Here is a 22,115-nt window from a genome sequence, read left to right as displayed (position 1 = left end):
TTGACGGGTCCTGCGAGTAGGCAGATGGTCGTATCACACTGTTATCGCGGCCGATACTGCTCACACGCGGCGGCCCGCAGCGAGGCCGGGCGCTGACCACCGGATTCGGCAAATGCGGTCCAGGTGTGTTTCCTCAGTGGTGACGGAATGGACTGGGTGCGCCGAACTCTCGCAGGCTGGCCAGGAACAGTTCGTCGATGCGCGGGCTCAGCTCGGCAAGGGTGTTCGCGGTGGCATACCCCGCGGCACCGAAGACACGCTCGAGTAGTTCGGTGTCCGTATCGGAGCCGAGTGACAGGCACAGGCATCCGACGCCGATGCCACGGAGTTCTTCGAGTGCCTTGCTGGTGTCGGCCTCGGCGTAGCGGCCTTCATAGCCGTCCTCGAACGGGAGGCCGTCGGACAGCAGCAACAACAGCCGATTCTCTGTACCGGCTCGGGTATCGAGAATCTCGCCTGCCGCGCGGATGCCGGCTCCGAGGCGCGTGTACCCGCCGGGTCGAGTTCGGTTGAGCCGGGCCGGCCCGACTGCGCCGAAACGCTGCCCGAACGCTTTGATCTCCGACAGCAGGATCGCATGGCGGCCGTGTGACCGGAATGCGTGGACAGCGACGCGGTCGCCCAATTCTTCCAGCGTGACGGCCAGGGTGGCGGCCGCCCGGCGCTGGCGGTCGTGGATCGTGAAACCGTTGTGGTCCGTGTCCGTGGCCGAGCCGGACGCATCGAGCAGGATCAGGACGCCGAGATCGCGTGCCACCTTGCGGCGTTCGCGGTAGACATGCCCGGGGGGTGAGTAACCCGAGCGCAGGTCCACATACAGGTCGATGAGCGCCTCGGTGTCGAGTTCGTCGCCGTCGGGTCGCCGGCGCAGCGTGTGGGGACCCGTGCCGACCCGGGCCAGGCGTCGGCGCAGCAAATCGTCGGGTGGGACACCGTCGACTACGTTGTCGGCCTCGGCCGTGACCGGAAGGTCGACCACTCGGCACCATCCGGGGCGGTACCGCTGCTGGTGCACATCCCATTCCGGGTAGACGGCGCCGTTCTCCCCGGCGACGACGGCCGGCTTGCCGTCTTCGGTGAATCGAATGTGCGTGTTCAAAGGCCTGGTTCGGGACCCGGCCCTACGCCCGTGACGCGCTCTGCGCGCCGATGCACCGACGCCGGTGGGCCCGGCCCCGGCCGCCCGCGTACCGCCGCTCTTCCCGCGGAAGAAGTCCATCAGAGTTCGAGAGCTGAGCAGGGGGTTCCGAAAGAGATTCGCGATCACGCGGTCGCCGGGCTGCTCGTCGCCGGGTTCGGAGTCGTCGGGCGCAGCAAGCTGCGGGCGCAGCCGCTTGCCCGGGTCCGCCATGACACTGATGGGCAGGAGGGCGGGTTTGATGACGCCGAACCAGTCCGGCGGATCGGCGACCGGTCGGCGGCCCCGGGCGACTGCGAGTGACTCCTCAGCGGTCGCGGTGCCGGCTTCACTGTCACAGGGCAGCTCGGCGGCGCGCAGGACCGGACCGGGGAGTTCGGCGAGGGCCCGCCGTGCTTCCAGCGCCAGGTAGCGGCGTGCCAGCGCCGGACGTCGCCGCAAAGCCTGCACCAGGGGCGGATCCAGGCTTCCTGCACCGAGCAGGGCGGCTTGGACGGTTACCTCGCGGCGCTGCTGGACGCAGGACCGGCCGGGCGTGAGGAAAATGGTCCGGCCGGTGGTGTGCGCAGCCGTCCCGTTCTCCGACCATGCCAGCTCGACAGCGCGGCCGGCGAGGAAGGTCGCCAGTAAGCGAAACCGGTTCGGGTCGGTCGCGGTCATGAGCCGGGTAGGACGGCGTCGGCGAGTTCGCCGAGTGCGCGGACTACTTCCCGATCATCGGAGAGCGCTTGCACGACAGCCGACCGGACAGCACTGCGCAGACTCAGCCCTTCGGCGACGAGGCCACCGGCGAGGATCAGCATCCTCGTGGACGCCACTTCCCGCAGCGGCGCACCGTCCAGACTCCGGATAGCGTTGCCCAGGGTCACCAGCGCACGCGCCGTGTCGTGCGCTATCCCGGCTTCGTGGGCCACCACCTCGGTTTCGGTCTCGGCGGGCGGGAAGCGGAGTTCGATGGCGATGAACCGCTGCCGGGTCGATTCCTTGAGGTTCTTCAACACGCTCTGATAGCCGGGGTTGTACGAGATCACCAGCTGGAACCCGGGTGCGGCCGGCACTGTCGTGCCGAGCCGGTCGACCGGAAGTTCGCGACGATGATCGGCCAGTGGATGGATCACCACAGTGGTGTCCTGGCGTGCCTCCACCACCTCGTCGAGATAGAAGAGGGCACCTTCGCGCACAGCTCGTGTCAAAGGTCCGTCCACCCACACCGTTTCTCCGCCCTTCAGCAGGAAACGACCCACGAGATCCGCCGACGTCATATCCTCGTGCCCGGCCACGGTGATCAGATCGCGGCCGGTCTCGGCCGCCATGGCCTCCACGAACCGTGTCTTTCCGCACCCGGTTGGGCCCTTCAGCAATACCGGCAGACCGCGCCGGGCCGCTGCGCGGAATACCTCCGCCTCGTCGCCGACCGGCTTGTAGAACGGCGCACCGGTGCGTACCTCGGAGTTATCGGTCAGTGTCATCGGTTCCCCAATCGAACGGGACGACTCTCGGAAGTACTTCCACGTGGCAGTCGGGCCGGTAGCGTCAGTTGTCAGGGTTGCAGCGCTGCGACTCCGGGACGATATGAGTGGGCCGGCCCTCGGGTTGTCCGATCTGCCAGGTACTTCCGGCGCCGGCGGTGAACGGTCCGGGAGCGCCTTCGGATTCGTAATAGCCGTGCGGATCCCATGTCTTCGCGGTCGGATACGGCCATGGGCAGGCGACAGTGGATGCGGCGCCGGTGGCACGCAGTACCCAGAACGCCGAACTGAAGCTGAACATCATGACGCTCAGGGTGATCGCCATTACCAGGAAGGTGGCCAGTTTGGGTCGGCGGTCGTGAAACCTGAACCGCCGGGCGATCTTTTCCGCCTGCGAACGGCCGGTGTCGTCGCGATAGAGCAGAAGTGACGCCGGAATCATCACGATCGTGATCAGCACGCTGGCCCACAGCATCGGAAACTGCGTGTTCTCGCCCGCGTTGATCGAGCCGAACTCGACGACATGCGTGTAGGTCAGGAACTGGGTCTGGACCAGGAAGATCTCCAGGAGGGCATCCCAGATCGCACCGAAGACGAACGTCAGCACTCCCAGGGAGATCAAGGGATGACGCCAGACGAACGCGTCGGGCCCGCGCCGCCGCTGCACGGCGCGCAGGATCGGCATCACCACGAAGTACGGGAGCAGAATGTAGGGCGCGTAGACGAACGAGGTGAGCGGCTCGATGACCGGGGAAAGGTTGAGCCACGGCCAATCCCGGGGGAAATGCCAGAGTTTCGGGTTGTAGACCAACCCGATGGCCCAGTTGTTGTATGGGTCGACCCACAACAGCGTGCTGGTGGCGAGAACCATCAGAATCACCGGGTGCCCCGGATGGCGCCGCCATCCTCGGACACAGGCGATGACGACGGCGATGAACAGGACGAGCCCCAGAACCTGCCCCACGGTGAGCCAGTCGATCACCGACCACAGCGGCTCGACAGGCAGTGGTTTGTCCGCTCCCCCCGGATTACGGTTGTCGGCCGACACCGGTCCGTTCTTCTCGGCGGTTGCAAAAACGAGAACCGCCAGGACCGCGACTACAGCCCAGCATACGAGTGCCTTCCATGACCACAACCGGGCGGCGCCCGGTGGTGTGATGAGGTCGCTGTCGGCTTTTACCTGGTCTCGGACTGGTTCGGACGACTTCATGACACTCCATGCTGATCCTCGCGCCCTCACGAACGGGCGAGACGGCTTTCGCCTCCAGGTGCAGAGTAACCCAACATAGTTCATAAAACGAACCTTTTGGATAATGCAGTAAAGTGGAGGCTCGTGACCGAGCCAATTGATGCTGCCGACGACGCCGATATCATCGACTTCCTCAGTGCCGTAACCGATGTCCGGCGGATGATCTCCAACCTGACCCTGCCGGTGGCACGAAAGCGCGGAATATCCGAACGCGCGCTCGGAATCCTCTTCCTGGTCCACGCCGGCCTCGACCGCCCGAAGCATTTGATCGAATACCTCAATGTGCTGCCGAGCACGATCACGGCCGACGTGGAGAAGCTCGTCGCCGCGGGACTGCTGCGGCGGACGACATCGCCCGCCGACCGTCGAGTCACCGAACTCGAAGTGACCGCACGAGGTGTTACCGCACAACAGCAGTCGCTGCGCCGGCTGCACGAGTTCTTCCGCGCCCGGGCCGTCGGCGTATCGCTGGACGAGCTGCAGGCCTGTATCACCACACTGCGGAAACTCAGTGGACAACCGCAGCCGGTCGTGCCGAACCCGCTGCGCGAGGACGGATCGACCGACCAGCCCTAGCCGCCCGCGATCAGCTCGGCCGCACGTTCACCGATCATCATCGCCGCGGCATTAGTGTTGCCGCCGACGATGCGCGGCATGATCGAAGCGTCGGCCACGCGCAGTCCCTCCACGCCACGCACACGCAGCTGCGGGTCGACCACCGAATCACCCTCGGCGCCCATCCGGCAGGTTCCGACCGGGTGGTACACGCCGGACGCGTTGCGGCGCACGAAATCCGCGAGGTCCGCACCGGTCGCACCCGAACCCGGCAGCATCTCGCGACCTACTTCCGGGGCGACCGCGCCGTGTGCAATCGCCTCCCGGACAAGTTCCATACCCGCGATCAATGTCGCCAGATCTCGCGGTTCCGCCAGGTAGTTCGGGTCGATCAGCGGGGCGGTGAACGGGTCGGTCGAGGCCAGCCGCACTGTTCCCCGGCTCGCCGGATAGAGCATGGTGGGCAGCAGCGTCAGCGACGGCGACGGATCGGCGGCCAGGTGGAGTCCCGGTGCATCCTGGTTTTCCGGATAGCTCATCGGGAGGATGAACATCTGCAGGTCGGGAACACCGGCGCGAGACTGCACACCGCTGTCCACGAAAGCCACGGCCTCGAACAGGGTATGCGCCAGATACGTCGACCGCGGGCGCACGTATTCACGTGCCATCGTCTTGGCGAAACTCACCGGGGATGCGCTGCGCCCGCTGGGAGCCTGGTAGGACAACGGGACGAACAGGTGATCGTGCAAGTTGTCGCCGACCGGTAGGTCGGCGACAACCTTGATCCCGTGCTCACGCAGGTGTTCCGCGTGACCGATTCCGGACAGCATCAGCAGGCGCGGCGACCCCAGCGATCCGGCAGCGACGATGACTTCGCGGTCGGCTCGGACCGACCCGATCGGACGCCGGTTGCCGGCGCCGGCCAGTTCCACGCCGACGGCGCGGCCGTTGTCCACGAGCACCCGGGTTGCGGTCACGCCGCTCACCACCTGAAGGTTGGCAGGGGCATCCCAGAGGTACCCACGGTCGGTGCCCACCCGCCGGCCCGCGCGGGTGCTCTGCTGCAGCGCGGCAACACCGGCCTGCTGCACCCCGTTGTAGTCGTTGTTCGCGTCGACGTCCGCGGTCGCCGACAACGCGGACATGAAACTGCGTGTCACCGGCGCCAGACCGGTGGTCCGCTCCACCGCGATCGGACCGGTTCCGCCACGTAGTTCACTCGGACCGTCCTCGAAACTTTCCAGCCGCCGGAATGCCGGGAGCACATCGGTGAACCCCCAGCCGGCGGCGCCGTCGCCTGCCCAGTCGTCGTAGTTCTGCCGGTTCCCGCGAACGAACGCCATCCCGTTGATCACACTTCCACCACCGAGGGCGCGGCCATGGGACTGCGGAAGTGTGCGGCCACCCATGTGTCGCTGCGGAACCGTGTACGCGGGCCATGTGACCCGGCGTTGCAACACCGTCATCGCGTGGATCGCTCCGCACATCCCCGGGATCGTGACGAGTGGCCCGCGCAGCCGGCGACCCGATTCGATCAGGGTGACGGTGGCTCCGGTGTCGGCAAGGCGCCGAGCGGCGACCGCGCCCGCGCTGCCCGATCCCACAACCACGTAGTCTGCGGAGCTCAGGCCGGAGAAGCCTTTGGTGGAACATCGCTGCTTCATCCAAACCATCCTTGGCTCAACAACTGTGAAGACAGTACTTCAGAATCCGAACTAGTTGCCGACGCTAGCACCGATCTCGGCGACGTGGGCGCGAACGCACACCGAGTACACAAAAAGGCTGTGCGGGTTCCGCCCCGTGTGTAATATCGGCCACACTGTAAGCCTTATAGTTGCCGGTACAGTCTTCTCTTGCCGGCCGGCTGAAAGCTACTGAGGTGGCGGCTAGTGCGAACCTTCCCGCGTCCCCCGGATGGTGGCGATACCGCGGTCGACGAGCGGTCCGGTCCATCGGGACCGACGGCATCGACCGTATTGCGCCGGAACCTGTCCGAGACGGTCCTGTCGAGTATCGCCACGCTGGGCCGGGCCCTGCGGATGAGTGTGCACGCGATCCGCATCGGCGGCGCCGATGCGGCGCAGGGGCGATTTCAGACCCGGGAAACACTGCTGCAGGCGTGGTTCCTGATCAAGGTGACCGCAGTTCCGAGTGTGTTGATGGCGATTCCGTTCGGCGTGATCGTGTCTGCGCAGGTCGGAAATATCGTGTCGCAGTTGGGTGCGGAATCGATGATCGGAGCGGCCGGCGGGCTGGGGGTGATCAAACAGGGCGCACCGATGGCGAGCGCACTCATGCTCGGCGGCGCCGGGGCGGCGGCGATTGCGGCCGACCTCGGGGCGCGGACCGTGCGGGAGGAGGTCGACGCGATGCGGGTCATGGGTTTGGACCCGGTTCAACGGCTCGTCGTGCCGCGGATCGCGGCGATGATGCTGGTGGCGCCGCTACTCAACGTTCTGATCGTGGTGGTCGGCATCGGATCGGGCTTCCTCGTCGCTGTCGCCGCGCTCGACGTCACCCCGGGCAGCTACTGGACGTCGTTCGGAGCCTTCACCACCACAGTCGATATCTGGGTGTCGCTCGTCAAGGCATTCCTGTTCGGATTCGTGGTGGTGGTGATCGCGTGCCAACGCGGACTGGAAGCCGAGGGCGGCCCGCGCGGGGTGGCCGACGGGGTGAATGCCGCGGTGGTGATGTCGGTCGCCGTGGTCACCGTCTTCAACACGCTGATCACCCAGGTGGTGACCATGTTCTTCCCGCTGAGGATGGCGTGATGACGGCCTCCCCCTATATTCCGCCGGGGCTGCGGTGGGCCGGCCGGTTACGTCGCCGCCTGCGTCCGTGGGCACCGGTCGAGTCGACCGGGTTCGCGCTCGGTTTCGCGTGGCAGGCGGTATCGGCGGTGCCGTACACGCTGGTTCACTACCGTCGGCAGACCGTCATGGTGATCACGGATATGACGTGGGGACGTGGCTCGGTGATCGTCGGCGGCGGGGTGGTGCCGCTGATGCTGCTGATGGGGGCGGCGATGGGTGCCTCGATCGGCATCGAGGCTTACAGTGCGCTGAACCTGCTGTCACTGGGTGAGCTGAGCGGCCTGATGTCGGCGTTCGGTGTGACACGTGAACTGGCACCGATTGCGGCGGGGGTGGGTTTCGCCGCGCAGGTCGGTTGCCGGATGACCGCGGAAATCGGATCGATGCGGATCTCGGAAGAGATCGACGCGATCGAATCGCTCGGTGTCCGGTCGGTGCCGTTCGTGGTGACCACCCGCATCATCGCCGGAATCGTCGCCGTGGCCCCGGCGTTCGTGGTGTCGCTGATCCTGGCCTACTTCTCCTGCGAGCTGATCGTGACAACCGTGCACGGCACACCGTCGGGCACCTACAACCACTATTTCGATCAGTTCGTGCTGGGCTGGGATGTGGTTGCGGCCACCCTCAAGGTGGTCGTGTTCGCCATCGCGGTGGTGTTGATCCACTGCTATCAGGGGTATTTCGCCACCGGTGGACCCGAAGGGGTGGGCACGGCGTCGGGCCGGGCGGTGCGGGCGAGCCTGGTCTCGATCATCGCATTGGACATGGTCGCGACGATCGCGCTGTGGGGGTTCCAATCTCCGATCACATTCACAGGATGATGCCGTGCCCGCCTATTCTCTGCCCGGTACCGAGATCGGTCCGCGCCGCGCCCGCATCCTCGGCGTGGTCACGATCGCACTTGTCCTCATCGCTGTCGTGGTGCACCGCATGGTCCCGAGCGGTGCACCGGCGGGGACGATTCATGTCACCTTGCTGACCGTGCAGGTCGGCGAGGGTGTGGCGGCGGGTACGGACGTGCGGTTGGACGGGGTGCGGGTCGGTTCGGTGTCCTCGATCGACCGTCTCGGTTCCGGACGGCAGCGCATCTCGTTGAGCTTGCAGAGTTCTCAGCTGTTCGGGCTGACCGACGGCTCGAGCGTCGATTTTGCGATGGGCAACCTGTTCGGTATCAGTGCTGTCGATCTCCACTCGGGTGGTGGCGGCGCGCTCCTCACCGACGGGGCCACGATCGACCTCACCGGTCGCAATGCCGGCCGGCTCCGCGACGCGACACTGTCGGCGCTGCTGGAATCGACCGGTGGTCTCACCACCGATGTCCTGACACCGAAACTGGCGGCGCTACTGGGGCAGGCGGCCCGCGATGTGCGGGCGCTGAGCCCGATATTGCAGGCCATGGGCACCACTGTGCGCGCGTTCACCGACACCCAGCAGATGCCCCCATCCTTGCTGTTCCACCGGTTCGGATCGGCACTGGAAGGCGTTCCGGCGCTGATCTCCGGCGGAGTGGAAGTGCTGTATTCGGCCTACAGCAACGAATACCTCTCGACCCCCGAGCACAGGGATCGATACGCTCGGATGTTCGCCGATATCCAGAGTCAGCTCCTGCCGGCCACCGCGCAGACCCTGAACACCGGCCAACGCTATTTCGCCGAGTTCATTCCCCTGATGACCGCGGTGCTGGACCGACTGTCGGGATCGGTCAGCTCACCACACCGTTCGGACCGGCAGTTGAGTGATCTGCTCGATCGCCTCGCCGCGGCGTTCACCGACACCCCGAACGGTCCGGTGCTCGACGCCACCGTCGACCTGGCGGTCGTACCCGCGCTGGGCACGCCGTTGTCGACGGTATTCGGGCTGCCACCCGCGCCGGGAGGTCGCTGATGTCGACACGGTCACTGTTCTTTCGAGTTTCGGCTGCCGTGGCCATCATCGTCATCGCGCTGATCGGGGTGTTCCGCGTACTCGAGCGGCCGGTAGCCGGCGCAACCGATACCTACACCGCACTGTTCACCGACGCCAACGGCTTGCGCACCGGTGATGACGTGCGGATGTACGGGGTCGCGGTCGGCAAGGTGGGTGAGGTCGAACTGGCGGGAAGCCTCGCCCGGGTACGTTTCACGGTGATCCGCGATCGCCCGGTATTCGCCGACAGCACCGTCGCGATCCGATATCAGAACCTGACCGGGTTCCGCTACCTGGAAATCCGGCAGCCCGAGCGGCCGGGCACCCGCCGCGACCCCGAAGCGGTGTTCGAGCCGTCGGAGACGGTGCCCTCCTTCGACATCACGAGACTGTTCAAAGGGTTGCAGCCGGTGCTGAAGGAATTGTCGCCGGATGATCTGAACCAGTTCGCGTCCAGCTTGTTGGCGTTGATCCAAGGCAACGGGACGGGTGTGGGTCCGGCGCTGGATGCCATCGAGAAGTTGAGCCGGTACGCCTCGGATCGGCAGGCGGTGCTGTCGACACTGGTGACCAACCTGGCCGAGGTCTCGGCGCAGCTGGGTGGCCGGTCGGGGAATTCGATGCAACTGCTGACAAACCTGACGAGCTTGTTCACCGCGATAACCGACAAACTTCCCGGACTGGTGGATTTCGCCGTCACCATTCCCCCGGTGCTCAAACCTGTGCGGGACATGCTGGAGGTGCTGGGGATCACCGGCGCACCCGGCAAAGACCTGGACGCTCTCTTACAGCGGGCATTTCCGTCGCCCCAGGATGCCGCGGCCGTATTCGGACGGCTGCCGGGCCTGATCCACACGATTGCGGCGACCCTGCCGCCGACCGGGCCCGACGAGGCGATGACCTGTACCCACGGATCCGCGCAGGCTCCGGAGCCACTGCAGATCCTCATCGCCGGACAAAGGATCACACTATGCCACCGTTAGCGCATCGCCGACGGGCACTGTTCGCGCCACTGCGTTCGGTGTTCGCCGCGAAGTCCGAACGCGATACCGAACTGCGCTGGGGTATAGCCGGAATCTGCGGCGTGCTGATTCTGCTCGCCGCGGTCGGCGCGGTCTATGTCACCCAAACGAACAGCGGGCGAAGCTATTCCGCGGAAATGGCCGAAGCCGGCGGTATCCGGCCGGGCGACGATGTCCGGCTGGCCGGGATAGTGGTGGGAAAAGTGAACTCGCTGACGCTGCTGCCGGACCGGGTCCGCATGACGTTCACCGTCGACGACGAGGTGTTCCTGGGCGATCTGACGGCGCTCGATCTCCGGATGCTGACAATCGTCGGCGGCTACTACGTGGCCGTCGAACCCCTGGGCGCCGAACCGCTGGGTGACACAGTGATTCCCCAGGAGCGGGTCGGGCTGCCCTACAACCTCACCCAGGCGTTCCAGGATGCCGTGCAGCCGGTCCGGCGGCTCGACGGCACGGTGTTTCGTCAGGATCTCGCCGCCCTGGCGGAATCGGTCGGCGAGAGCCCCGATTCGATTCGTGCCGTGATCGAAGCGGCCCACAGCCTGGTCGATGTCATGAACAGGCAGAACGCCGATATCTCCGGCACGTTGGCGGTGGCCGACGAGTATCTGACCGCATTGAACGCCAATTCCGATGTGCTCGTGCAGCTGGTGACGACCCTGCACGGGCTGGAAAACATCATCCAGAACAACAAATTCCAGGCCCAGCAGACCCTCGACGACCTGGCCACACTCTTGGGTGACCTCGGCCCGCTGGGCCGGGCATGGGACGACACGCTGAAACAGCGGGCACAGCCTCTTGCCGAGGCGATTCCGCAGCTACAGCAGCTCGGCGATCGGCTGGGCGCTCTGTTGGACGCACTGCGCTCCGCGGAGCAGCGATTGCTGCCCTTCCTGCCGCCGGGCGAAGGCGTCATGGTCGACCAGTCGGCCGCAACAATCCAGGCCGCCGGATTCTGCGTGCCGGTACCGGGAGGGACATGCTGATGCTGAAACGGGCTCTGGGATCGCGCGGGTTCATGTCGGCCCTTGTGGTGGTCACCCTTGTGGGTACCGGGGTAACCGGGTGGCAGCTCGCCAGGCCCGCGCCGGAAATGCGCACCTATTGCGCGCAGATGCCCGATGCGATCGGCCTGTACGAGGGCAGCGCCGTTGCCATCATGGGTGTTCCGATCGGCCGGGTCACCGAGATCACCCCGGACGGCGCCACGGCGCGGGTGCGCTTCACCGTACCCGCGCAGCGCAAGCTGCCACCGGACGTCGGCGCCGTCACCGTCAGCGACACCATCATTGCCGACCGCGCACTCACCCTCGTCGGCGCCGAACCGCAGGGCCCGGGCTGGGACCCTCGCCGATGCATCACCAAGACCCTCACCCCCAAGAGCCTGTCCGAAACCCTCGACGCTCTCGCCCGGCTCGGGCAGCAACTCAACGGTTCCGGACAACCCGGCCGGGCGGGCGCAGTCGGCGCCGGCCTCGACGCGCTGGATCGCGCCACCGCCGGATCCGGAGACCGGATCAACACCCTGATCCTGCAACTCGGCAAGGCCCTGTCGGCGCCGGACGCGGCCATCGGCCATCTCGGCGCGCTCCTCGACGCCCTCACCGAGCTCACCCACCGCGCCCGCGGCGGCTGGCCCACCGTACAGACCACCATCACCGGACTGACCCGGACTTTCGCAGATATCAATACCCTCGAATTTCCCGAAATCGTCCGTATCGTCGGAAATCTCGTCGATGTACTTCCCCAGCTCAACGACGTGGTGATGATGTTCGGATCGCCCGGCCTGCGCGTACTCGACTCGATGTCCGATCTTCCGCAAATGCTGGCGGCCGGAGTCGGATCACTATCCGACATCATCCGCATGACTCCCGCGATCGCGGCAGGTTTCACCGAGTCCTTCGATAAGAGCACCGGCCGTATGACCATCGGCTATGCACCGCCGAAACTTGCTCTCCCGCAGTCGAATACAACCGAAATGTGCGCCGCGCTGGAACTCGTCACCGGACAGCGATGCCGGACAGCCGAGGACGGTGCGGTCACGATACCCAGTCTTCCGGCACTTCTCGCGGCGGTGAGTGCACGATGACCCGATTCCCGGCCCACTGGCGAACAGGCGCACACACGATAGCGGCGGGCACTCTCGCAATTGCTGCCACCGGATGCGGCTTTCAGCCGGCCGATATCTCCCTGCCCGGCACCGGCACCAGCGGACCGACCTACCACCTGCGCATCGAATTCGCCGATGTCCTGAATCTGCCGCAAGGGGCGCGAGTCATCGCGGACGGCGTGCCCGTCGGGCATCTGAACCGCGTCACGGTAGTCGACGCCGCGGCGGATATCCCGGGACAGCCGGGCCATCGGGGATTCGTCGTCGCCGACGTCTCGATCCGCGAGTCGGTGCGCCTTCCCGCCGGCACCACCGCCGGACTGCGGCAGAACACACCACTGGGTGATGTGCACATCGCACTCACCGAGCCCACCGAACACGATAGGGGGCAGTTACCGCCGGGTTCGACGATTCCGTTGGCCGATACGACACAGTCTCCGCCGATCGAGGACATCCTGGCCCGGTTGTCCACCTTCGTCGGTAGCGGCGCCGTCACCGACTTCCAGGACATCGTGCACCGGATCAACACGATCATGCCGGCCGACCCGCAGGACACCGCCCATATCTCCGAGGTCCTCGGCGCGAGCCTGGCGGATCTGGCCGCCGACACCGATTCGATCCACCACCTGGTGCGCGGCCTGCAATCGACCGTCGATGACGGTCTGCTGTACAACGCACCGGCATTCGACCAGCTCCTCACCCCCGAAGGCGTCCAGCACACCACCGACGTCATCGACACCACCATCGGTGTCGTCTACGTGCTCACCGCCCTCGGGCCGTTGGCGCCGAGCGCACTGTGGCTCGGTCCGGCGCTGCAGTCCGGTAGCCGTGCCCTCCGGGCTTTCGTACCGATGCTGTTCGGAAGTCACCCCCTCGATACCGGGTCACCATCCAATTTCGAGAAGCTCGTCGAACTCATCCAGAACAAGATCATTCCGTTCGCCGAGCGGGGTCCGAAGCTGAACCTGGTCGGTATCACCGTCGATTCGCCGCCGGTCACCGCGCTGTCGCCGCAGCAGCAGACCGAGCGGATCATCGACACCTTGCGGATGGTCGGAGCCGTGCGATGACCATGCGAGCAACGATGTCACTCGCCGCGATCGCCGCGGTTCTCGTGCTGGGGATCGGATATATGACGATCGGCGTGCTGCACTTGGACCCGCGCCGCAACTACCTCACCGTCGACCTGCACCTGCCCGATTCCGGTGGTCTGGGCCTCGGCGCGCCGGTGCTGCTCAACGGCATTCAGGTCGGTCGTACCCAGCAGGTGCGCAAACAGGCCGGCGATGTGCTGGTGCGGCTGCGTATCGACGAGCGCTACCACATTCCGGTCTCCAGCACAGTGCGCGTCGAGCAACTCTCGGCGCTCGGCGAGCCCTATATCGAATTCGCCCCGCCCGCCGGCGCCGGGCCGTACCTGGCCGACGGACAGCGTATTCCGGCCGAACGGGTGCACGTCCCGGTCACCATCACAGCGCTGTCGGCCCATTTCGTCGAATTGCTGAATCAACTACAACCGCGCACCATGGCGAGCCTGATCGATACCTTCGACCGGGCGCTGGCGGGTACCGATGCGGCCATGCAAACCCTGCAACGTTCCACCACGTTGCTGGCGGCCACCTTACTGAGCCGCACCGGCACCATGCGCCAACTGTTCGCCGATATCCAAGCTCTGGGCGGCAACATCGAGTGGCTCGGGCCGTCGCTGCGTACCAGTGGACCGGAACTCGGTGAATTCGGCACCTCGCTCGGTAACGTCGTCCAGCAAGCTTCTGCGCTCGTCGAAAGCCGTCCGGTGTCCGATTACTTCACCGGTGACGGGCTGACACCGTTCCTGGGCCGGCTGACCGATTTCCTGAACGAGATCGGGCCGGGCGTCGCCCCCTTGGCGCCGGTCCTCCAGCCCGTCGTCACCGATTCCCTGAACCGAGCACCCCAACTCGATATCAGCGCGCTGATCGACCAATCCCTGCACGGAATCGACCCGGACGGGACCCTGCACTTCCGCATCACCACCAAATAAGCCGGCTCACGACCGATGTCGACCTGCCAGGAGGACAAATCATGGCCACGGCAACAGACGAAAAAGCAACAGACACCGGCAAGGCGACGAGCAGGGTGGACGAACCCGAGCCCGGCGATCGGTCGCGCACGGCGGTCACGCTCTCGATACGACTGTCGACCGTGCTCACCGCACTTGCGCTGACGCTGCTCCTCGCCGGTGCCCTGACATTCGGGCTCCTGTGGCGGTCGGCACGATCAGAACTGAACCACCGCGACACCGTCGCCGCCGGCAACCGGCACGCCGAGAGCGTCGCCATGACCTATGCTCTCGGTGCCTCGGCAATCGACTTCCATGACGTCAAAGGCTGGCTCACCCGCCTGAAGGCCGGCACCAGCCCCGAACTGTCCGCCAAATTCGACGCCACCGCCCCGCAACTCGAACAAATCCTGCTACCACTGCAATGGACGTCGAAGGCAACGCCGCAGTCCGCCACCGTCACCTCCGAATCCGGCGGCGTGTACAAGGTCAATGCCTACCTCACCGTCGACTCCACCAGCGTCCAGACCCCCGACGGGGTGTCGACGACCGTCACCTACTCGGTGACCATCGACCGCAACAACAACTGGACCATCACCGACGTCGGCGGTCTCCACAGCGCGCTACCGACAAAATAGGATGAATCGCCTCGGGGAGTCCCGGAACACCGGACATGCCTGGGTGAACCACCCCGGCCGGTCGGCACCCCGAAGCCCGAAACGACACCGGCGCACCCCGCCGGGACAAGGAGGCCCTGCGATGACGAGCGCGCCCACCGGAGCCGAACCGGTTACCGAGGAGGATTTCCGGGAGATCCTGGCCCAGACCAGGGCCTTCGTCCGCGGCGTCGTCATGAAGCGGGAACGCGATATCGCCGACGAGAACCGGATGCCCGACGAGATCGTCGAGCAGGCCAAGGCCATGGGGTTGTTCGGTTACGCCATCCCGCAGGAATGGGGTGGGCTCGGGCTGAATCTGGCGCAGGACGTCGAACTGGCCATGGAGTTGGGGTACACGACCCTCGCGCTGCGCTCGATGTTCGGCACCAACAACGGGATCGCCGGTCAGGTGCTGGTGGGGTTCGGCACCGAGGAGCAGAAAGCGCGCTGGCTCGAACCCATCGCGTCGGGTGCCGTGGTCGCCTCGTTCGCACTCACCGAATCGGGGGCCGGATCCGATCCGGCGTCGCTACGGACGACGGCACGGCGCGACGGCACGGACTGGGTGCTCGACGGGGAGAAACGGTTCATCACCAATGCCCCGGTCGCGGACCTGTTCGTGGTTTTCGCCCGTACCCGGCCGGCCGACGAGAAGGGGGCGGGGATCGCCGTATTCCTCGTCCCTGCCGACGCGCCGGGGGTCGAGGTGGGGCCGAAGGACCGCAAGATGGGGCAGGAAGGCGCCTGGACCGCGGAGGTGCGGTTCCACCAGGTGCGGGTCGGGTCCGAGGCAGTGGTCGGCGGCAGCGAGGATATCGGCTACCGCGCGGCCATGACCTCGCTGGCCCGGGGCCGCGTGCATATCGCCGCCCTCGCGGTCGGCGCCGCCCAGCGTGCGCTCGACGAATCGGTCACCTACGCCGCCACCGCCACCCAGGGCGGTACGCCGATCGGGGAATTCCAGCTGGTGCAGGCCATGCTGGCCGATATGCAGACCGGCGTGATGGCCGGGCGGGCGCTGGTCCGCGACGCCGCCCAGCGCTGGGTTTCCGGTGAGGACCGGCGTACCGCGCCGTCGGTGGCGAAACTGTACTGCACCGAGATGGTGGGTAAGGTCGCCGATCTCGCGGTCCAGGTGCACGGCGGGACGGGGTATATGCGTGATGTGCCGGTCGAGCGGATCTATCGAGATGTCCGGCTGCTGCGCCTGTACGAGGGCACCAGCGAAATCCAGCGGTTGATCATCGGCGGCGGCCTGGTCAAGAACGCCCGCCGCGCGACCGCCTGAGGCCGGCGGCCGCCGAGTCGGCAGGTGTCACGACTCGGCGGCAACCTGTTCGCGGGCCCAGCGGTAATCGGCTTTACCCGCGGGACTGCGCATGATCTCGGGCCGGAACACCACTGCTTTCGGAAGTTTGTAGCGCGCGAGGGATTGCGCGGCATGGGCGACCAGCTCGTCGAAATCCGCGGTGGCGCCCTCGACGAGTTCGACCACGGCCACCACCTCCTGACCCCAGCGCTCGCTGGAGCGGCCCACCACCAGCACATCGGCGACAGCCGGATGCGAGGAGATCGCGACCTCCACCTCCTCGGCGAAGATCTTCTCACCGCCGGAGTTGATGGTGACGGCATCGCGGCCCAGCAGTTCGACGGAACCGTCGGCGAGCAGGCGGGCGCGGTCGCCGGGCAGGACGTAGCGCACACCGTCGATTGTCGGGAACGTCACCGCGGTCTTCTGCGCATCGCCCTTGTAGCCGAGCGGGGTGAACCGGCGTTGCGCGAGCCACCCGATCCCGTCGTGGCCCGGTTCGAGCACGGTGCCGAAATCCTCGGCGACCACCCGGGTATCGGCACCCGCGGCGAACTTCCCGGTGGAGACGAAACCTGCCGCGGACACATGATGCAACTGCGCCCCGGTCTCCGAGGAACCGACACCGTCGAGCACGGCCAGCCCGGGCACCGCCGCGATCCAGCGTTCTTTGACCGCCGGGCTGAGCACCGCGCCGCCGTTGGCTAGCGCCACCAGCGAGGACATATCCGCGGTTCCGGCCTCCACGGCGGCCAGGACCGGGCGCGCCATCGCATCGCCGACCACGATGACGACCGACACCTTCTCCCGCTCGACGGTGCGCACGATCTCGCCGGCATCGACGCGGTCGGCGACCGGGGACATCACGATGGTCTGCCCTGTGGTCATGGCCGTGAGCACGGCCCACTGCGCGGCACCGTGGATCAGCGGCGGGATGAGCAGCAGTTTCATTCGGGGATTGGCCCGCGTCCGTTCCGCGATCTCCGCATAGGAGGCGACGGTGGTGCCACTGTTGGCGTCGCGGCCGCCGCAGGCTCCCATATAGATATCGTGCTGGCGCCAGAGCACACCTTTCGGCATCCCGGTGGTGCCGCCGGTGTAGAGCACGTAGAGATCGTCGGGCGAGGGTTCGACCGGGAGCGGTTCCGGTTCGGTGGTGGCGAGCACCGTTTCGTAGTCGACGGCGCCGTCGAGCAGTTCGTTACCCGAGGAGTCGGCGATCTGGATCAGCACCCGCAGCCCGGGCAGCTCCGGCAGCACTTCGGCGAGTGTCGGCGCGAACGCGGCATGGTAGACCAGCGCGGTGGCGCCCGAATCGGCCAGCAGATACTGCAGTTCGTTCTTCACGTAGCGGTAGTTGACGTTGAACGGCGCGACCCGCGCCCGGAAGGCGCCGATCATGGCCTCGACGAATTCGGGCCCGTTGTAGGCGTAGATGCCCAGCAGATCCTGGCCGACCTCGTGACCGGCCAGGTCCGGCCGTTCGGTGTGACAACCCAGCCCCTGAGCGTGCAGATAGGCCGCCAGCCGCCGGGACCGGTCGGCGACCTGCGCATAGGTACGCCGGCATTCGCCCTGCACGATCAGCTCCCGGTCCGGGACGGCGGCGGCGGCGGTATCGGTGGCGGTTACGAGCGTGAACAGCGGTTCGGATCCGGTCGTGGAAGAAGGGGACAACGGTGGCTCCTCATTCGTCTGTGCGCAGCCGACGGTGGGCACGCCGGCGCGCGTTGCGCAATGCGAGACCGACGAGGCGCCCGGTCCACCGGCCGAAAGGCGGCGCGGCCAGGCTGGTGATCGGGACAGGCAGATCGGTTCCGACGACGGTGCGGTAGTGGCTGAACGTGTCGAATCCGGCCTTACCGTGGTAGGCCCCCATCCCGCTCTCGCCGACGCCGCCGAACGGCGCGTCGGCGGGGAACATGTGGATGGCGAATTCGTTGCGGGCCACCCCGCCGCTGCGGGTATTCGCGACGAAGGTGCGGAAATCGGCCCGGTCCGGCCCGAACCAATAGGCGACCAGTGGTGCGGGTCGCCGGTTGACGTAGTCGACGACCTCGCTCAGTTCCCGGTAGGGCAGCACGGTCAGGACGGGGCCGAACACTTCTTCCGAAGCGATGGCCATCTCATCGGTCACATTCCGGATGACCGTCGGCGCGATCTTCCGCAGGCTCGGGTCGGGCAGAACTTCGCCGGCCGGAGCGATCGACTCCACGCGGGCGCCGCGCGCACGGGCATCGTCGATCAGTCCGACGATGCGCTCGTAGTTCGCGGTGTTCACCACGGCGGTGTAGTCGTCGTTGCCGAGTATCTCGGGAAACATCCGCCGCCAGGCGCCGGTCAGCGCATCGACGAAGCAATCCATCCGATCCTGCGGTACCAGTACATAATCCGGGCAGACGCAGACCTGACCGCCGTTGACCATCCGTGCCCGCGCGATCCGGTCCGCGGCCCGGTCCAGGTCGGCGTCGGCGGCCACGACCACCGGATTCTTACCCCCGAGCTCCAGCGTGACCGGGACCAGATTCTGTGCCGCGGCCCGCTGCACCAGCCGGCCGACCCGGGTGGAGCCGGTGAAGAACAGGTGATCGAACGGCAGTTCGGTGAAGGCCGCCCCCACTTCCGGGCCGCCGGTGACCACCGACAGTTCGGTTTCGTCGAAATACTGTGCCGCCAGCCGCCGCGTGAGCTCCGCGGTGTTCCCGGTGATCTCCGACATCTTGATCATTACGCGGTTGCCGGCGGCGAACGCGGTCGCGGCGGGCAGGATCACCAGGTTGAGCGGGAAGTTCCAGGGTCCGATGATGCCGACCACCCCGAGCGGAGAGGGCCGGACCTCCGCGCGGATACCGTACAGCCGGGCCGCCCGGTCGGGATGCCGCGGGCGCATCCAGCGGGTGAGCTGCGAGCGTACGTATTCGACGGCGGTGAGCATGCCCATGATCTCGGCGAACAGGGTGCCGGTGCGGGAGCGGGTACCGAAATCACCGGTCAGCGCCGCCACATAGGCGTCGGTATTGTCCAGAACCATGGCGATCAGCCGGTCGATCCGGTCCCGGCGGACCGCGGCACCCGGCGGCCCCTCGCGCAGGAATGCCTGCCGCTGGCGCTCCAGGATGGTGTCGAGGCCGGCCGCCGGCGATTCGCCGGTGACGTCCGCGGTACCGAGGTTCATGGTGCGCACCTTCCGGTGGACTAGCCGAGCTCGAAGGGACCGCCGTCGATTACCGGGCCGAGCCGGCCGATATCGATCCCGAGGTCGGCCGTGGCCGCCCGGCAGGCCGCCACATCTTTGCGCAGAAACGGGGCCGCCACCTGTTCGAATTTCACCAGCCCGCCGCTGAGTCCGATGGCACCGGCGGCGTAACTCCGGCCGCTGGACACGGCCAGCGCTTCCAGTAGCCGTTCCTCCCCGATGCCGAGGCGTTTACCCAACTCCAGTGCAGCCCCGGCCATCTGGGCATTCGCCGCGAACAGGGCATTGTTCACCAGTTTGACGCTCAACGCCGTACCGAGCGCACCCGTGGTGATCACGGTGCCCGCATACGATTCGAGTACCGGCCGCGCTCGTGCGACCGCGGCCGCGGCGCCGCCGAGCAGTACGGTGAGTTTTCCGGCGGCGATATCGTCGGCGGAACCGCTCACCGGGCCGTCCAGTAGCGCCGGCCCGCCGGGGTTGCCCGCGGCCAGGCCGGTCACGGTGGTGACGGTGCCGGTGGTGTGCGAGACGACGACGGCATCCGGCCGGGCCGCGGCGAACACGCCGCCGGGCCCGCCCACGACCTCGACGAGCTGGTCGTCGGAGAACAGGCAGGTAATCACGATATCGGCGGACGCCGCGGCCTCGGCGATCGAATCCACCACCGTCGCACCGCCCGCCCGCAGCCGTTCCCGCACCGCTTCCCGCCGGGCGTACACCTGCACGCGGTGTCCCGCGGCAACCAGCCGGTACACCATCGGCTCCCCCATCCGGCCCGCTCCGACAAACCCGACGACCTGCGACATCAACACACCTCACTCGCGATCGGCCCGAGCTCGCCACCGCGCGTACCGACGGGGCAACCTACGAACAGAGATACATCCAGTAACGGCAACAGTAGCACTGAGACCACCGACCAGGGGCCAAGTTCGCAAATTCCCCCGCTCGCAGCCACGGCCAGGTCAGACCCCGGACCCCGTCCTGCCGAACAACCTTCCGCCCGGCATACAGTTGGGCTTACGATATTCATTACGATAACTATCTCCGGCCGGCTCCGCGCCGAGCCCGGCCGCGACCCGCGCGGTCGGTGCGCCCGGGCGCGCGGTGCGGGGCAGGCCGCCCGACGACAGTGAGGAAAGCGTGTGACGAGCCGACTCCGCGGCACAGTAGCGTTCATCACCGGAGCAGCACTCGCGCAAGTGCCCGGGCGGTGGCCTCCGAACTCGGCAAACACAAGATCCGGGTGAACGGCGCGCACCCGGCGCCGTGGCCACACCGATGGGTAACGGCGATATGGTCGCCGCGCGCACCGGCACGACCGTCGGCGGCGGCGATCCCCGCACCCCTATCGATCTGCACGCCGGACTTCCCCATTGTTGGAGACTGAACCCATGCGCGAAGTAGTGATCTGCGAACCGGTCCGCACCCCGATCGGACGCTACGGCGGAATGTTCGCCGGACTCGGCGCGGTCGAACTCGGCGTCACCGCACTGCGCGGCCTGCTCGAACGCACCGGCCTCGACCCCGCGCTCGTACAGGACGTCATCGTCGGCCACTGCTACCCCTCCAGCGAGGCCCCGGCCATCGGCCGGGTCATCGCGCTCGACGCCGGGCTGCCGGTCACGGTGGGCGGGATACAGATCGACCGCCGCTGCGGGTCCGGGTTGCAGGCCGTGATCCAGGCGGTGCTCCAGGTGGACAGCGGCGCGCAGGACATCGTCGTCGCGGGTGGCGCCGAAAGTATGAGCAATGCCTCGTTCTTCTCCACGGATATGCGCTGGGGTGGTGCCCGCGGGGGTGTGCGGATCCACGACAGCCTGGTGCGGGGTCGTGAGACCGCGGGCGGCCAGCACTATCCGGTACCCGGCGGCATGCTGGAGACCGCGGAGAACCTGCGCCGCACCTATGAAATCTCCCGCGAGGAGCAGGACCGGCTGGCCGTGCGTTCGCATCGGCGCGCCGTCGCGGCGGCCGACGGCGGTGCCTGCGCCGAGCAGATCGTGCCGACTCCGGTGCGGTCACGCGACGGTGAACGCGTGCTGGACCGGGACGAACATCCACGCGCGGATACCACGGTCGAGGCGCTGGCCCGGTTGACACCGGTGCGCGCGAAGGTCGACCCGGAATCGACGGTGACCGCAGGCAATTCCAGCGGCCAGAACGACGCCGCCGCCATGTGCCTGGTCACCACCCGCGACCGCGCCGAACAGCTCGGCCTCGCCCCACTGGTGAAACTCACCTCCTGGGCCGTCGCCGGTGTCGAACCGAAAGTGATGGGGATCGGCCCGGTCCCCGCCACCGAGGCCGCGCTCGGCCTGGCCGGGCTCACCCTCGCCGATATGGACCTGATCGAACTCAACGAGGCCTTCGCCGCCCAGGCATTGGCGGTACTGCGGGAATGGAAGTTCGGCGACGGCGACCTCGAGCGAACCAATGTGCACGGGTCCGGAATCTCGCTCGGTCACCCGGTGGGGGCGACCGGTGTCCGGATGCTGGCCACCCTCGCCCGCGAAATGCAGCACCGCGAAGCGCGATACGGTCTGGAGACCATGTGTATCGGCGGTGGTCAGGGTCTGGCCGCAGTCTTCGAAAGGGTGGTCTGACCTTGCCTGCACCGAACCCCGTCATCGCCGGTCCGCA

General features: G+C 67.0%; 19 protein-coding genes. 12 read left to right on the top strand and 7 right to left on the bottom strand.

Annotated features, from left to right (window positions below; all coding sequences use genetic code 11):
- Nucleotides 1-133 precede the first annotated feature (133 nt).
- The 3 genes from ACQEVO_RS08195 to ACQEVO_RS08185 form a co-directional block, all read right to left on the bottom strand.
- The gene (locus ACQEVO_RS08195; protein ID WP_432910539.1) at nucleotides 134-1,798 is read right to left on the bottom strand and encodes a nitric oxide reductase activation protein NorD; all 1,665 of its coding nucleotides are present in this window, start codon (nucleotides 1,796-1,798) and stop codon (nucleotides 134-136) included.
- On the bottom strand, nucleotides 1,795-2,607 hold the full coding sequence (locus ACQEVO_RS08190) for a CbbQ/NirQ/NorQ/GpvN family protein (protein ID WP_432910536.1): 813 nt from the start codon (nucleotides 2,605-2,607) through the stop codon (nucleotides 1,795-1,797). The genes ACQEVO_RS08195 and ACQEVO_RS08190 overlap by 4 nt, the downstream gene beginning before the upstream one ends.
- 64 nt (nucleotides 2,608-2,671) lie before the next feature.
- Nucleotides 2,672-3,817 carry a spirocyclase AveC family protein gene (locus ACQEVO_RS08185; protein ID WP_432910535.1) on the bottom strand — a complete coding sequence of 382 codons (1,146 nt, stop codon included), beginning with the start codon at nucleotides 3,815-3,817 and terminating at the stop codon, nucleotides 2,672-2,674.
- A 123-nt stretch (nucleotides 3,818-3,940) separates the two neighbouring features.
- On the opposite strand from ACQEVO_RS08185, the gene ACQEVO_RS08180 reads away from it, so the two are divergent.
- Nucleotides 3,941-4,432 (top strand): MarR family winged helix-turn-helix transcriptional regulator, encoded by a 492-nt coding sequence (locus tag ACQEVO_RS08180; RefSeq protein WP_432910533.1) that lies wholly within the window; start codon nucleotides 3,941-3,943, stop codon nucleotides 4,430-4,432.
- On the opposite strand, the gene ACQEVO_RS08175 is transcribed toward ACQEVO_RS08180, so the two are convergent.
- Entirely contained in the window at nucleotides 4,429-6,075 is a 1,647-nt protein-coding gene (locus ACQEVO_RS08175) for a GMC family oxidoreductase (protein WP_432910531.1), read from the bottom strand. The two genes, ACQEVO_RS08180 and ACQEVO_RS08175, sit on opposite strands and share 4 nt — an antisense overlap.
- A gap of 375 nt (nucleotides 6,076-6,450) precedes the next feature.
- Between ACQEVO_RS08175 and ACQEVO_RS08170 the strand changes: the two genes are divergently transcribed.
- From ACQEVO_RS08170 to ACQEVO_RS08125, 10 genes are all read left to right on the top strand, one after another.
- Nucleotides 6,451-7,185, top strand: coding sequence for an ABC transporter permease (locus ACQEVO_RS08170; RefSeq protein WP_432922482.1), 735 nt, complete (start codon nucleotides 6,451-6,453; stop codon nucleotides 7,183-7,185).
- Nucleotides 7,185-8,048 carry an ABC transporter permease gene (locus tag ACQEVO_RS08165; RefSeq protein ID WP_432910529.1) on the top strand — a complete coding sequence of 288 codons (864 nt, stop codon included), beginning with the start codon at nucleotides 7,185-7,187 and terminating at the stop codon, nucleotides 8,046-8,048. The genes ACQEVO_RS08170 and ACQEVO_RS08165 overlap by 1 nt, the downstream gene beginning before the upstream one ends.
- A gap of 4 nt (nucleotides 8,049-8,052) precedes the next feature.
- Nucleotides 8,053-9,111, top strand: coding sequence for an MlaD family protein (locus tag ACQEVO_RS08160; protein WP_432910527.1), 1,059 nt, complete (start codon nucleotides 8,053-8,055; stop codon nucleotides 9,109-9,111).
- Nucleotides 9,111-10,115: an MlaD family protein gene (locus ACQEVO_RS08155; RefSeq protein ID WP_432910526.1), complete on the top strand. Its 1,005-nt coding sequence runs from the start codon at nucleotides 9,111-9,113 to the stop codon at nucleotides 10,113-10,115. Before ACQEVO_RS08160 ends, ACQEVO_RS08155 begins: the two co-directional genes overlap by 1 nt.
- On the top strand, nucleotides 10,103-11,143 hold the full coding sequence (locus tag ACQEVO_RS08150; protein WP_432910524.1) for an MlaD family protein: 1,041 nt from the start codon (nucleotides 10,103-10,105) through the stop codon (nucleotides 11,141-11,143). Before ACQEVO_RS08155 ends, ACQEVO_RS08150 begins: the two co-directional genes overlap by 13 nt.
- Nucleotides 11,143-12,246 carry an MlaD family protein gene (locus tag ACQEVO_RS08145; protein ID WP_432910522.1) on the top strand — a complete coding sequence of 368 codons (1,104 nt, stop codon included), beginning with the start codon at nucleotides 11,143-11,145 and terminating at the stop codon, nucleotides 12,244-12,246. The genes ACQEVO_RS08150 and ACQEVO_RS08145 overlap by 1 nt, the downstream gene beginning before the upstream one ends.
- Nucleotides 12,243-13,337 (top strand): MlaD family protein, encoded by a 1,095-nt coding sequence (locus tag ACQEVO_RS08140; RefSeq protein ID WP_432910520.1) that lies wholly within the window; start codon nucleotides 12,243-12,245, stop codon nucleotides 13,335-13,337. Before ACQEVO_RS08145 ends, ACQEVO_RS08140 begins: the two co-directional genes overlap by 4 nt.
- Entirely contained in the window at nucleotides 13,334-14,290 is a 957-nt protein-coding gene (locus tag ACQEVO_RS08135) for an MlaD family protein (protein ID WP_432910518.1), read from the top strand. Before ACQEVO_RS08140 ends, ACQEVO_RS08135 begins: the two co-directional genes overlap by 4 nt.
- Before the next feature lie 41 nt (nucleotides 14,291-14,331).
- Nucleotides 14,332-14,946: a hypothetical protein gene (locus ACQEVO_RS08130; RefSeq protein ID WP_432910517.1), complete on the top strand. Its 615-nt coding sequence runs from the start codon at nucleotides 14,332-14,334 to the stop codon at nucleotides 14,944-14,946.
- Between the two features lie 121 nt (nucleotides 14,947-15,067).
- Entirely contained in the window at nucleotides 15,068-16,255 is a 1,188-nt protein-coding gene (locus ACQEVO_RS08125) for an acyl-CoA dehydrogenase family protein (RefSeq protein ID WP_432910515.1), read from the top strand.
- 27 nt (nucleotides 16,256-16,282) lie between these two features.
- On the opposite strand, the gene ACQEVO_RS08120 is transcribed toward ACQEVO_RS08125, so the two are convergent.
- From ACQEVO_RS08120 to ACQEVO_RS08110, 3 genes are read right to left on the bottom strand one after another with little or no spacing between them, the layout of a single operon-like run.
- The gene (locus ACQEVO_RS08120) at nucleotides 16,283-17,953 is read right to left on the bottom strand and encodes an acyl-CoA synthetase (protein ID WP_432910512.1); all 1,671 of its coding nucleotides are present in this window, start codon (nucleotides 17,951-17,953) and stop codon (nucleotides 16,283-16,285) included.
- Nucleotides 17,954-17,963: 10 nt separating this feature from the next.
- Complete coding sequence (locus ACQEVO_RS08115; protein ID WP_432910509.1) at nucleotides 17,964-19,451, bottom strand: coniferyl aldehyde dehydrogenase; 1,488 nt, start codon at nucleotides 19,449-19,451, stop codon at nucleotides 17,964-17,966.
- 20 nt (nucleotides 19,452-19,471) lie between these two features.
- Complete coding sequence (locus tag ACQEVO_RS08110) at nucleotides 19,472-20,281, bottom strand: NAD(P)-dependent oxidoreductase (RefSeq protein ID WP_432910507.1); 810 nt, start codon at nucleotides 20,279-20,281, stop codon at nucleotides 19,472-19,474.
- A gap of 585 nt (nucleotides 20,282-20,866) precedes the next feature.
- On the opposite strand from ACQEVO_RS08110, the gene ACQEVO_RS08105 reads away from it, so the two are divergent.
- On the top strand, nucleotides 20,867-22,078 hold the full coding sequence (locus ACQEVO_RS08105) for an acetyl-CoA C-acetyltransferase (RefSeq protein WP_432910504.1): 1,212 nt from the start codon (nucleotides 20,867-20,869) through the stop codon (nucleotides 22,076-22,078).
- The last annotated feature ends 37 nt before the right edge of the window (nucleotides 22,079-22,115 follow it).

Origin of the sequence: Nocardia sp. CA-290969 (assembly GCF_050936135.1) — a bacterium.
Classification (GTDB): domain Bacteria; phylum Actinomycetota; class Actinomycetes; order Mycobacteriales; family Mycobacteriaceae; genus Nocardia.
The sequence above is the reverse complement of the archived record's forward strand: the minus strand, read 5'-3'. Positions and strand labels throughout refer to the sequence as shown.

Excerpts from the sequence above, each read along its gene's own strand:
- ACQEVO_RS08150 (WP_432910524.1), top strand. The coding sequence starts at position 10,103 with ATGCCACCGTTAGCGCATCGCCGACGGGCACTGTTCGCGCCACTGCGT.
- ACQEVO_RS08110 (WP_432910507.1), bottom strand. The coding sequence starts at position 20,281 with ATGTCGCAGGTCGTCGGGTTTGTCGGAGCGGGCCGGATGGGGGAGCCG.
- ACQEVO_RS08155 (WP_432910526.1), top strand. The coding sequence starts at position 9,111 with ATGTCGACACGGTCACTGTTCTTTCGAGTTTCGGCTGCCGTGGCCATC.
- ACQEVO_RS08165 (WP_432910529.1), top strand. The coding sequence starts at position 7,185 with ATGACGGCCTCCCCCTATATTCCGCCGGGGCTGCGGTGGGCCGGCCGG.
- ACQEVO_RS08170 (WP_432922482.1), top strand. The coding sequence starts at position 6,451 with ATGAGTGTGCACGCGATCCGCATCGGCGGCGCCGATGCGGCGCAGGGG.
- ACQEVO_RS08195 (WP_432910539.1), bottom strand. The coding sequence starts at position 1,798 with ATGACCGCGACCGACCCGAACCGGTTTCGCTTACTGGCGACCTTCCTC.
- ACQEVO_RS08115 (WP_432910509.1), bottom strand. The coding sequence starts at position 19,451 with ATGAACCTCGGTACCGCGGACGTCACCGGCGAATCGCCGGCGGCCGGC.
- ACQEVO_RS08105 (WP_432910504.1), top strand. The coding sequence starts at position 20,867 with ATGCGCGAAGTAGTGATCTGCGAACCGGTCCGCACCCCGATCGGACGC.
- ACQEVO_RS08125 (WP_432910515.1), top strand. The coding sequence starts at position 15,068 with ATGACGAGCGCGCCCACCGGAGCCGAACCGGTTACCGAGGAGGATTTC.
- ACQEVO_RS08185 (WP_432910535.1), bottom strand. The coding sequence starts at position 3,817 with ATGAAGTCGTCCGAACCAGTCCGAGACCAGGTAAAAGCCGACAGCGAC.
- ACQEVO_RS08130 (WP_432910517.1), top strand. The coding sequence starts at position 14,332 with ATGGCCACGGCAACAGACGAAAAAGCAACAGACACCGGCAAGGCGACG.
- ACQEVO_RS08175 (WP_432910531.1), bottom strand. The coding sequence starts at position 6,075 with ATGAAGCAGCGATGTTCCACCAAAGGCTTCTCCGGCCTGAGCTCCGCA.
- ACQEVO_RS08190 (WP_432910536.1), bottom strand. The coding sequence starts at position 2,607 with ATGACACTGACCGATAACTCCGAGGTACGCACCGGTGCGCCGTTCTAC.
- ACQEVO_RS08140 (WP_432910520.1), top strand. The coding sequence starts at position 12,243 with ATGACCCGATTCCCGGCCCACTGGCGAACAGGCGCACACACGATAGCG.
- ACQEVO_RS08135 (WP_432910518.1), top strand. The coding sequence starts at position 13,334 with ATGACCATGCGAGCAACGATGTCACTCGCCGCGATCGCCGCGGTTCTC.
- ACQEVO_RS08145 (WP_432910522.1), top strand. The coding sequence starts at position 11,143 with ATGCTGAAACGGGCTCTGGGATCGCGCGGGTTCATGTCGGCCCTTGTG.